The following is a 9,662-nucleotide window of genomic DNA, read 5'->3' as shown; positions in this document are numbered from 1 at the left end:
AATGGGAGGTCGAACGATGGATCCCAAGAGGGGTCGCGGCCGTGGCCTGGCCGCCGTGGTCCTCGTGTTCGCGGGTGCGGTGGTGGCGTCACTGCCCTCCGCGTCCGCACACGACGACAAGGGGCCGATCGTCATCGGGCACCGCGGTGCGTCGGCGTACCGGCCGGAGCACACGCTCGCGGCGTACGAGCTCGCCGCGCGCATGGGGGCCGACTACATCGAGCCGGACCTGGTGCCCACCAAGGACGGCAAGCTGGTCGCGCGGCACGAGAACGAGATCGGCGGCACCACCGACGTCTCCGCCAAGCCGCAGTTCGCCGACCGCAGGAAGACCAAGACGATCGACGGCGTCGCGGTCACCGGCTGGTTCACCGAGGACTTCACGCTCGCCGAGCTGAAGACGTTGCGCGCCAAGGAACGCATCCCCGCGATCCGCCCGCGCAACACGCTCTACGACGGCCGCTTCGAGGTGCCGACGCTGCAGGAGGTCATCGACCTCTCCCAGCGCCTGTCCCGGGAGCTGCACCGCGAGATCGGCATCTACCCCGAGACCAAGCACCCGACGTACTTCCAGTCGATCGGGCTCGCGCTGGAGCCGAAGCTCGTCGACGTGCTCAACCGCAACGGCCTCAACCGCCGCGGCGCCAAGGTGTTCGTCCAGTCGTTCGAGGTGGCGAACCTCAAGGAGCTCAACCGGTCGCTGCGCGTGCCGATCGTGCAGCTGGTCAACGGTTCCGGCGCGCCGTACGACTTCGTCGTGGCCGGGGACAAGCGCACCTACGCCGACCTGGTCACGCCGGCCGGTCTGCGCGAGGTCCGCTCGTACGCCGACGGCGTGGGCCTGACCAAGGACATCATCATCCCCAGGGACGCCAACGGGTTCCTCAAGGCGCCGACGACCGTCGTCAGGGACGCGCACAGGCTCGGGCTGGCCGTGCACTCGTGGACGTTCCGCAACGAGAACTCGTTCCTGCCGGCGGACTTCCGGTCCTCGACCGACCCGGCCGCGTACGGCCGGGCCTTCGAGGAGTACGACCTGTTCTTCAAGCAGGGCATCGACGGCGTGTTCGCGGACAACCCCGACACGGCCGTCGAGGCCAAGGTCAAGCGCTAGCGAGTGAGAGCGTGCGGTCCCCGTCGAGCAACCCGCGTTGCTCCAACAGGGGCCGCACGCCCTCCCCGAACCAGTAGGCCTCTTCCAGGTGCGGGTAGCCGGAGAGGATGAACTCGCTGATCCCGATGGAGTGGTACTCCTCCACGAGATCCGCTACCTCCGCGTGCGAGCCCACCAGCGCCGTCCCTGCGCCGCCGCGCACCAGTCCGACCCCGGCCCACAGGTTCGGGTGGATCTCCAGACCCCGCACACCGCGGCTGAGGTCGCCGCCGTGCAGGGCCACCATCCGTTGCTGGCCAACGGACTCCGACTTGCCCAGCTGCGCCTGCGCCTGTGCGACGGCAGCCGGGTCCAGCGCGTCGAGCAACCGCGCCGCGGCCGCCCACGCCTCGGCCGAGGTGTCGCGGCTGATCGTGTGCAGCCGGATGCCGAACCGGATCGGCCGGTCCGTCAGCGCCCGCACCCGTGCGATCTTCGCCGCGACGTCGGCGGGCGGCTCGCCCCACGTCAGGTACACGTCGGCCCTGGCGGCGGCCACCGGCAGCGCGGCGTCGGACGAGCCGCCGAAGTAGATCGGCGGCACCGGGTCCGGTGCGCGCAGCACGGTCGCGCCCTCGACCTGGTAGTGCCTGCCGTGGAACGAGTAGGGCTGCCCGCTCCACACCCCGCGCACGACCTCCAGGAACTCGTCGGTGCGCGAGTAGCGCTCGTCGTGGTCGAGCCAGTCGCCGAACCGCTGCTGCTCGACGGAGTCGCCGCCGGTGACGACGTTGAGCAGCAACCGGCCGCGGGAGATCCGCTGGTAGGTCGCGGCCATCTGCGCGGCCAGCGTCGGCGACAGCACGCCCGGCCGGAACGCCACCAGGAACTTGAGCGTCGAGGTCTGGCTGATCAACGCGGCCGTGGTCAGCCACGCGTCCTCGCGCCACGTGCCGGTGGGCGTGAGCACCCCGGTGAACCCGACCTGCTCGGCCGTCCGCGCGATCTGCGCCAGGTAGTCGATGTCCGGTTCACGGCGGGCGCCGGCGGCGGGGGCGCGCTGCGCGTGGAAGTGCTCCACGACGGTGCGGCCGTCACCGGAGGTCGGCAGGAACCAGTGCAGCGTGATGCTCATGTGAGATCTCCCTGGAACCTCGTGTCGACGAACTTCGCGAAGTCGACCTTGCCGGGCAGCGTCCCGTCCTCGGTGAACGCGTCGGCGAGCTCCTGCTCCGACCTGATGAGCGTGTCGTCGATCTTCACCGGCAGGTCGCCGTTGCGGTTGACCGCGGCGAGCGCGACCTCGTGCTTGAGCCCGGTCTCCGCGGCCCACGCCTTCGCCCACTCCTCGCGGTGCGTGTCGGCCCACTTCTGGGCCTTGTAGTAGCGGATCAGGTACTCCTTGAGCGCCGGGGCCTTCCCCTTGTCGTCCAGGGCTTTCCGGCCCGCCACCTGGAACCCGTACCCGTTGGACCTGCCCTCACCGGTGGTGAGCACGCGGGCCTTGGCCTCCTGCTGCGCCTGCGCCGTGTAGGGGTCCCACACCGCCCACGCGTCGACCTTGCCCTGGGTGAACGCGCTGTAGGCGTCGGAGGGCTGCAGGAAGTTCAGCGTCACGTCCTTGGTCGTCAACCCGTTGGCGCGCAACGTGAGCAGCACCTGGCCGTGGGCGGAGCTGCCCTTGGCGACCGCGATGTTCCTGCCCTTCAGCTCGCTGACGCTGCGCAGCGGCGAGCTCTCCGGCACGAGGATGGCGTCGGCCTCGACCTGCCCCTTCGACGCGCCGATGGCGGCGATCTTGGCGTTCGCGGCGGCGGCGAAGATCGGCGGGGTGTTGCCGACACCGCCGATGTCGATCGCACCGGCCGACGCGGCTTCGAGCAGCGGCGGACCGGACGTGAACGTCGACCACTCCAGCTCGTGCGGGAAGTCCTTCAGCAGACCGGCGGCCGTCAGCAGCGCCTTCGCCCCGCCCTTCTGGTCGCCGACCTTCAGCACGACCTCACCGGCCGGGGTGTCCTGCGCGGTCGCGGCGCACCCGGTCGTCAGCAGGATCGCGGCGAGCAGCCCGAGCAACTTCCTAGGCAGCTGTCTCAACATCCACTCCCAGGTCGGCGAGCACGCGGGTGCGTTGCTCCACAACGGAGGCCCGGCGGCGCGGGCGGGACTCGGTGACGCGGTGCTCGGCGACGATCCGGCCCTCGTCGAGCACGAGGACCCGGTCGGCGAGCAGCAACGCCTCGTCGACGTCGTGCGTCACCAGCAGCACGGCGGGGCGGTGGCGGGCCCACAGGTCCTCCACCAGGTGGTGCATGGCCAGGCGGGTCAACGCGTCCAGCGCGCCGAACGGTTCGTCCAGCAGCAGCACGTCGGGTTCGCGGACCAGCGCCCGCGCGAGCGACACCCGTTGCGCCTCACCACCGGAGAGCGTCAACGGCCACGCGTCGGCGTGGTCGGGCAGCCGCACCTCCTCCAGCGCCTTCAGCGCCACCGGGCGGCCATCCGGCCGGTGCAGGCCGAGCGCGATGTTGCGCCAGACCTTGCGCCACGGCAGCAGCCGCGGCTGCTGGAAGGCGACCGACACCGTGCCGGGCACCTGGGCCGTGCCGGAGAAGTCGTCGTCCAGGCCGGCCAGGATGCGCAGCAGCGTGGACTTGCCGCAGCCGCTGCGGCCCAGCAGCGCCACCAGCTCACCCGGCGCGATCTCCAGGTCGATCCCGTCCAGCACCGTCCGCTGCCCGAAGGCCTTGCGCAGACCGCGCACCGTCACCGCGCTCGCCATCGCAGCACTCTCCTCTCCAGCAACCGCACCAGGGCGTCGGTGGACAGGCCGAGCAGCGCGTAGACCACGAGGCCGACCACGACGACGTCGGTGCGGAGGAACTCACGGGCGTTGTTGATCAGGTGGCCGAGGCCGGCGTCGGCGTTGACCTGCTCGCCGACGATCAGCGACAGCCAGGCGGTGCCGAGCGAGATCCGCAGCCCCACCAGCGTCTGCGGCACGGCCGAGGGCAGGACGACGTGCACGACGCGTTCGAACCGGGTGTAGCCCAGGACGCGGGCGGCCTCGACGAGACCGGGGTCGGTCTGCCGGATGCCGGAGTGCAGGTTCAGGTACAGCGGGAACGCGACACCGGCCGCGACCAGCGCGAGCTTGGGTTCCTCGCCGATGCCGAACCAGAGGATGAAGAGCGGGATCAGGCCCAGGTGCGGGAGCGTTCGCAGCATCTGGACGGGCGGGTCCACCAGCGTCTCGCCCCACCGGGAAAGACCCGCCGCGAGCCCCAGCGCGACACCGACCACGCCGCCGATGAGAAATCCGAAGAAAACGCGGCCCAGCGAAACGAGAAATGCGTCGACCAATTGGCCGTCGGCGATGAGCTCACCGGCCGACTCCGCCACCGTCAGCGGCGACGCCAGTTTCTCAGGCGAGAGCACACCCGTTGAGCTGGCCAGTTGCCACAGCAGAACCAGCGCCGCCGGGCTGATCCAGCGCGGCGGCAGCGTCGGTTTTCGAACAACGGAAAGGGCCACGGCGCTGAATTACAGGCGAGCCGTGGCCCTTCGTCAACGACGCCCAAATCGTGAAAACGCGTCGTACTTCGAGATAGTCGGTGTCAGCCGAGAACGTCGTGGCGGACGATCGTCTGGTCGCGGCCCGGACCGACGCCGATCGCGGAGACGCGGGCGCCGATGATGCTCTCCAGGTGCTCGACGTACGCCTTGGCGTTGGCCGGCAGCTCGTCGAACGTGCGGCAGTGCGAGATGTCCTCGAACCAGCCCGGCAGCTCCTCGTAGACCGGCACGGCGTGGTGCACGTCGGTCTGCGTCATCGGCATCTCGTCGACCCGGCGACCGTCCACTTCGTACGCCACGCAGACGGGCACCTTCTCCAGGCCGGACAACACGTCCAGCTTGGTGAGGAAGTAGTCGGTGATGCCGTTGACGCGCGAGGCGTAGCGGGCGATCACGGCGTCGAACCAGCCGGTGCGGCGCGAGCGGCCGGTGGTGACGCCGAACTCGCCGCCCTGCTTGCGCAGGTACTCGCCCTGGTCGTCGTTCAGCTCGGTCGGGAACGGACCGGAGCCGACGCGGGTCGTGTAGGCCTTCAGGATGCCGATCACGGTGCTGATGCGGGTCGGGCCGACACCGGAGCCGACCGTCGCACCACCCGAGGTCGGGTTCGACGACGTGACGAACGGGTAGGTGCCGTGGTCGACGTCGAGCAGCGTGCCCTGCGAACCCTCCAGCACCACGATCTCGTCGCGGTCGAGCGCCTGGTTCAGCAGCAGGCGGGTGTCGGCGATGCGGTGCACGAAGTGCTGACCGTGCTCCAGCACCTGGTCGACGACCTGCTCCGGGTCGAGCGCCTTGCGGTTGTAGACCTTGACCAGCACCTGGTTCTTGAAGTCCAGCGCGGCCTCGACCTTCTGCCGGAGGATCTTCTCGTCCAGCAGGTCCTGCACGCGCACGCCGACGCGGGCGAGCTTGTCCTGGTAGGCGGGGCCGATGCCGCGACCGGTCGTGCCGATCTTCGCCTTGCCCAGGTAGCGCTCGGTGACCTTGTCGATGGCCACGTGGTACGGCATGATCAAGTGCGCGTCCGACGAGATCAGCAGGCCGCTGGTGTCGACGCCCTTCTCCTCCAGGCCCGCGAGCTCGGTGAGCAGCACGCCGGGGTCGACCACGACACCGTTGCCGATCACGTTCTTCACGCCGGGCGTGAGGATGCCGGACGGGATGAGGTGCAGGGCGAACTTCTGGCCGTCCGGGAGGACGACGGTGTGACCCGCGTTGTTGCCGCCCTGGTAGCGGACGATCCACTGGACACGCTCACCGAGGATGTCGGTGGCCTTGCCCTTGCCCTCATCGCCCCACTGGGCACCGATCAGCACGACGGCCGGCATGTGAAACTCCAAGCGCTTGGACTGGTTCGAGCGAACGCCGGTAAGCGAGGGTAGACCAGGAGATGACCGTGCACGGAATCGTGTTGGCCTGCGGAAACGCGCAGTTGCCAATGATCACAGAACGTGACGACGTGCAGGTGGTGCCCACCCGCCCCGGCAAGGAGCACGTCGACCCCCACCTGGACGCGGAACGGCTGGTCGTCGTGGGCACCGACGCCGACCTCGCCGCCGTCGGGGTTCGGTTGCTGCGCAAGGAGAAGCTCGCGTCCGTGGCCCTCGGGTTCGTGCCCGTCGGACCGTCGGCGGTGGCCGCCCTGTGGAACCTCTCGACGGACCCGGCGCGGGCACTGGACATCGCCCTGAACGGTGACGTGGATCCCGTGCCGTTCGTGCGTGACGACGTCGGCGGTGTCCTGATGGGTCTGGGCGTGCTTTCCCCCGTTCGTGGCGTCGGTTACAGCGATGCGGAGAACGTGCTGCGCGGTCAGGCGTCGCGGATCGAGTGCACGCCCGACACCGAGGGTGGCCTGGGCCTCACCGTCCGGATCGTGAACAAGCGCCTGTTCGGGTCACGGGTGCGGGAGAGCAAGCCGCGGGCGTTCCAGCTGGGCTGCCTGCCCACCACCGCCGTGCTCGACGGGCACAGGCACCCGCGACCGGTCGACAAGTGGACCTGGTACCGCCACACGGAAGACCTGAGGCTGGTTCGCGGTCTTTAAAAACAGGGCTTGTTCGGCGTTTGTCGTTCACTCGTGTGTCACTCGAAGGCATTGCCTAATTGCACAATGTGACCGAGGGTGGTTCCGATCACTTCCAACCAGGAAGGTCGGGACGATGTCAACAGTTAACCGGATCATCGGTGTCTCCGTCACCGCGGTGGCGCTCACCCTTGGTTTCGTCACCCCTGCACTCGCGACACCGCCGAACATCCCCAGCGCCGCCACGGCGACCGCCGAGCTCGCCGGGCTGACCGTTCGCGCCGACGGTTCGATGACGGGCTACTCCCGCGACAAGTTCCCCCACTGGATCACCCAGTCGGGTACCTGCAACACCCGTGAGGCCGTGCTGAAGCGGGACGGCACCAACGTGGTCACCGACTCCTCCTGCGCCGCCACCTCCGGCAGCTGGTTCTCCCCGTACGACGGCGCGACCTGGTCCGCGGCCTCCGACGTGGACATCGACCACGTCGTGCCGCTGGCGGCCGCCTGGAGGTCGGGAGCGGCCTCCTGGACGACGGCGCAGCGCCAGTCGTTCGCCAACGACATGTCCGGCCCGCAGCTCATCGCGGTGACCGACAACGTGAACCAGGCGAAGGGCGACCAGACGCCGGCGACGTGGAAGCCTCCGCTGACGTCCTACTGGTGCACCTACGCCAAGATGTGGGTACACACCAAGTACCGCTGGAGCCTCAGCGTGAACTCGTCGGAGAAATCGGCTTTGTCGGACATGCTCGGAAGGTGCTGATGGCGTCACTCTCCTCGCTGTTCGTGGCGGGTCCCGGCGGCGTGATGACCGACGAGGTCGGCGTTGTGACCGGCGACCTCGAACTGCGCACGGACCTCTCCGACGACGGGAAGTTCCAGGCGCTGGTCCGCTATGAAGGCGCGGAAGAGTGGTACGCCGTCACGGGCGCTGCGTCCGCCCTGACCGATCCTCGCGACCACGAGCCGGTCCACTCCCTGCTCCTGGCTCTTCTGCACCGGCCGGAGGGCTGAGCGGCGGCAACGCCTCCATCGCCTCCGCCCGGTTCAGCCCGGTCGCCTGCAGCAGGTCCACGGCGATGCTGCGGATCTGCGCCAGCACCACCTTGGACGAGAACCCGTCCCCACCGAGGCGCCGCGCGGTCAACGGCCGTGCGGCGTCCCGCACGGCCTCCCTGGTCAGCTGCGGCGTCCTGCCCCTCTCCAGCTCACCCCTGAGGCAGTCGACGGCGTCGGCGTAGCGCTGCAGCACACCGGACACGCCGTCCGGAATCCGTTCCTCGGCCTTCAGCGCCGCCATCGTCCTGCGGGCCAGCACGCGCGTGTTGCGGATCGCGTAGTCCACCGGCCCGGCCGCGGTCTGGTAGCGCTTGAGCTCGTCCTTGGACCGCCACCGGATCGGCGCGATCTTCGCGATCTCGCTGCCGGTCTGCAGCGCGGACTTGTAGTCGTCGATCGCCGACTGGCTGTTGCGCAACTCCGCGAGCACCCCGGCCGCCTTCACGGCGTCGCGCTGGTCGATGGCCTCCGCGATGCTCCGCAGGGCCGTGCTGAGGGTGCCCGTGAGCGCTTTCGCCTGCCGGTGGGCGACCATCACCGGGTTCGCCGGGATCAGCGCGGCGACCGCCAGCCCCACCAGCCCGCCGGTGAGCGCGTCGATCATCCGGTCGAACCCGCCGCCCGCGCTGGGCGGCAGCAGCGTGGCCACCAGCACCGCGCTGCTCCCGGCCTGCAGGGCGATCACCGACCCGCCGTCGAGCAGCACGGCCGTCGACATCGCCAGCGCCACCACGAGCGCGATCTGCCAGGGTCCGCTGCCGATCCAGCCGATGAGCGCGTCGCCCACCCCGACCCCGACCGACACGCCGACGACGAGCTCACCGACCCGGCGCAGCCGTTGCCCCAGCGACACCCCGAGGCACACGACCGCCGCGATGGGCGCGAAGAACGGGTGCTGGTGCCCGATGACGAGCGTCGCCACCACCCACGCCAACCCGGCCGACAGGGCACATTGGACGATCGGCAACGCGGTCGCGCGCCACCGCGTCAACCCCCGTCCGACCGCGTCCCTGACCACGCCCACCACTGCCACCCCGTCTTCCGCCGCACCTGCCGCCGTCAGTCTTCGTCCCACGGCCACCAGGCACAACCTGCGGGGACCCGGATTCGATCCGCGATGGCGAGCAGCCTCACACCGCGCGCAGCGGGACGGCGAACCGCCCCGTGCGCGAGTTGGGTGCAGTCAGCGGCGTCTCGATCAAGGGTTGGTGGTACTCGCAGACGCCTGGACAGCCAGGGGTGGGATCAGAGGCCGAGGGCGGCCGGGGCCTGGGGGTCGGACTCCGCGAGGAACTTCGAGCAGCGCTCCCACTCCTCGTCCTCCCCGATCTCCCGCGCGGCCAGCGCCAGCGCGGCGAGCGCCCGCAGGAAGCCCTGGTTGGGCCGGTGGTCCCACGGCACGGGCCCGAAGCCCTTCCAGCCGGAGCGGCGGAGCTGGTCCAGCCCGCGGTGGTAGCCGGTGCGGGCGTAGGCGTAGGCGGCGACCGGGTCGCCGGCCTGCAGCGCCCGTTCCGCGAGCAGGGCCCACGCCTCGGAGAAGTCCGGGTACGCGCGCACGATCTTGGCGGGGTCGGTCCCGCCGTCGGCCGCGGCCTGCGCTTCCGGACGGTCGGGCAGGTGGGTCGGACCGGGGCCCAGGAGGTTCTCAACCATGCGGTCCATCCTGCCGCACGGCGCGCGGCTAGGAGAGGAACAGCCGCATGACCGCGGCCACGACGGCCAGCAGCAGAGCAGTGACGAGCACACCGGCGACGATCTTCTTGCCCATGGGCGTGCATGGTGCCGTTCTGGACCAGGCGGAGCAATGACACTCACTCGTCCGTGCACACGAATTGGAAACATCAGGGTAAAACCAGGGGCGTTTCGGCAACATGATCACCCACTGTCACCTCATGATGGGCG

Annotated in this window: 11 protein-coding genes; 4 read left to right on the top strand and 7 right to left on the bottom strand. The window is 69.9% G+C overall.

Annotation, left to right across the window (positions count from 1 at the left end; translation table 11 throughout):
• Positions 1 to 16: 16 nt before the first annotated feature.
• A complete protein-coding gene (locus tag ACZ7CH_RS02115; protein ID WP_470372983.1) occupies positions 17 to 1,114 on the top strand; it encodes a glycerophosphodiester phosphodiesterase in 1,098 nt (365 codons plus the stop codon).
• Here ACZ7CH_RS02115 and ACZ7CH_RS02110 read toward each other — a convergent pair.
• The 5 genes from ACZ7CH_RS02110 to ACZ7CH_RS02090 form a co-directional block, all read right to left on the bottom strand.
• Entirely contained in the window at positions 1,104 to 2,228 is a 1,125-nt protein-coding gene (locus tag ACZ7CH_RS02110; RefSeq protein ID WP_470372982.1) for an LLM class flavin-dependent oxidoreductase, read from the bottom strand. The genes ACZ7CH_RS02115 and ACZ7CH_RS02110 overlap by 11 nt on opposite strands.
• Positions 2,225 to 3,193 (bottom strand): ABC transporter substrate-binding protein, encoded by a 969-nt coding sequence (locus tag ACZ7CH_RS02105; RefSeq protein WP_360394275.1) that lies wholly within the window; start codon positions 3,191 to 3,193, stop codon positions 2,225 to 2,227. The genes ACZ7CH_RS02110 and ACZ7CH_RS02105 overlap by 4 nt, the downstream gene beginning before the upstream one ends.
• Positions 3,174 to 3,875 carry an ABC transporter ATP-binding protein gene (locus ACZ7CH_RS02100; protein ID WP_360394273.1) on the bottom strand — a complete coding sequence of 234 codons (702 nt, stop codon included), beginning with the start codon at positions 3,873 to 3,875 and terminating at the stop codon, positions 3,174 to 3,176. The genes ACZ7CH_RS02105 and ACZ7CH_RS02100 overlap by 20 nt, the downstream gene beginning before the upstream one ends.
• Entirely contained in the window at positions 3,860 to 4,627 is a 768-nt protein-coding gene (locus tag ACZ7CH_RS02095) for an ABC transporter permease (RefSeq protein ID WP_470372981.1), read from the bottom strand. The genes ACZ7CH_RS02100 and ACZ7CH_RS02095 overlap by 16 nt, the downstream gene beginning before the upstream one ends.
• A gap of 83 nt (positions 4,628 to 4,710) precedes the next feature.
• Positions 4,711 to 6,000, bottom strand: a complete 1,290-nt coding sequence (locus ACZ7CH_RS02090) for an adenylosuccinate synthase (RefSeq protein ID WP_360394269.1) — start codon at positions 5,998 to 6,000, stop codon at positions 4,711 to 4,713.
• Positions 6,001 to 6,110: 110 nt separating this feature from the next.
• On the opposite strand from ACZ7CH_RS02090, the gene ACZ7CH_RS02085 reads away from it, so the two are divergent.
• The 3 genes from ACZ7CH_RS02085 to ACZ7CH_RS02075 all read left to right on the top strand — a co-directional run bounded on the left by ACZ7CH_RS02085 (position 6,111) and on the right by ACZ7CH_RS02075 (position 7,715).
• Positions 6,111 to 6,719 (top strand): hypothetical protein, encoded by a 609-nt coding sequence (locus tag ACZ7CH_RS02085; protein ID WP_470372980.1) that lies wholly within the window; start codon positions 6,111 to 6,113, stop codon positions 6,717 to 6,719.
• Positions 6,720 to 6,834: 115 nt separating this feature from the next.
• Positions 6,835 to 7,464: a GmrSD restriction endonuclease domain-containing protein gene (locus tag ACZ7CH_RS02080; RefSeq protein WP_470369823.1), complete on the top strand. Its 630-nt coding sequence runs from the start codon at positions 6,835 to 6,837 to the stop codon at positions 7,462 to 7,464.
• Positions 7,464 to 7,715, top strand: coding sequence for a hypothetical protein (locus tag ACZ7CH_RS02075; protein ID WP_470372979.1), 252 nt, complete (start codon positions 7,464 to 7,466; stop codon positions 7,713 to 7,715). Before ACZ7CH_RS02080 ends, ACZ7CH_RS02075 begins: the two co-directional genes overlap by 1 nt.
• Here ACZ7CH_RS02075 and ACZ7CH_RS02070 read toward each other — a convergent pair.
• Together ACZ7CH_RS02070 and ACZ7CH_RS02065 are read right to left on the bottom strand one after the other, a co-directional pair.
• A complete protein-coding gene (locus tag ACZ7CH_RS02070) occupies positions 7,624 to 8,784 on the bottom strand; it encodes an FUSC family protein (protein ID WP_360394261.1) in 1,161 nt (386 codons plus the stop codon). The two genes, ACZ7CH_RS02075 and ACZ7CH_RS02070, sit on opposite strands and share 92 nt — an antisense overlap.
• A 221-nt stretch (positions 8,785 to 9,005) precedes the next feature.
• Entirely contained in the window at positions 9,006 to 9,413 is a 408-nt protein-coding gene (locus ACZ7CH_RS02065; protein ID WP_360394259.1) for a DUF3151 domain-containing protein, read from the bottom strand.
• Between the last annotated feature and the right edge of the window lie 249 nt (positions 9,414 to 9,662).

The organism is Lentzea sp. NPDC037011 (assembly GCF_055607425.1).
This window is presented reverse-complemented; position numbering and strand designations above follow the sequence as displayed.

Bases quoted from the DNA above. Each gene is read 5' to 3' on its own strand.
- ACZ7CH_RS02115 (WP_470372983.1), top strand. From the start codon at position 17: ATGGATCCCAAGAGGGGTCGCGGCCGTGGCCTGGCCGCCGTGGTCCTC.
- ACZ7CH_RS02110 (WP_470372982.1), bottom strand. From the start codon at position 2,228: ATGAGCATCACGCTGCACTGGTTCCTGCCGACCTCCGGTGACGGCCGC.
- ACZ7CH_RS02105 (WP_360394275.1), bottom strand. From the start codon at position 3,193: ATGTTGAGACAGCTGCCTAGGAAGTTGCTCGGGCTGCTCGCCGCGATC.
- ACZ7CH_RS02100 (WP_360394273.1), bottom strand. From the start codon at position 3,875: ATGGCGAGCGCGGTGACGGTGCGCGGTCTGCGCAAGGCCTTCGGGCAG.
- ACZ7CH_RS02090 (WP_360394269.1), bottom strand. From the start codon at position 6,000: ATGCCGGCCGTCGTGCTGATCGGTGCCCAGTGGGGCGATGAGGGCAAG.
- ACZ7CH_RS02085 (WP_470372980.1), top strand. From the start codon at position 6,111: ATGATCACAGAACGTGACGACGTGCAGGTGGTGCCCACCCGCCCCGGC.
- ACZ7CH_RS02080 (WP_470369823.1), top strand. From the start codon at position 6,835: ATGTCAACAGTTAACCGGATCATCGGTGTCTCCGTCACCGCGGTGGCG.
- ACZ7CH_RS02075 (WP_470372979.1), top strand. From the start codon at position 7,464: ATGGCGTCACTCTCCTCGCTGTTCGTGGCGGGTCCCGGCGGCGTGATG.
- ACZ7CH_RS02065 (WP_360394259.1), bottom strand. From the start codon at position 9,413: ATGGTTGAGAACCTCCTGGGCCCCGGTCCGACCCACCTGCCCGACCGT.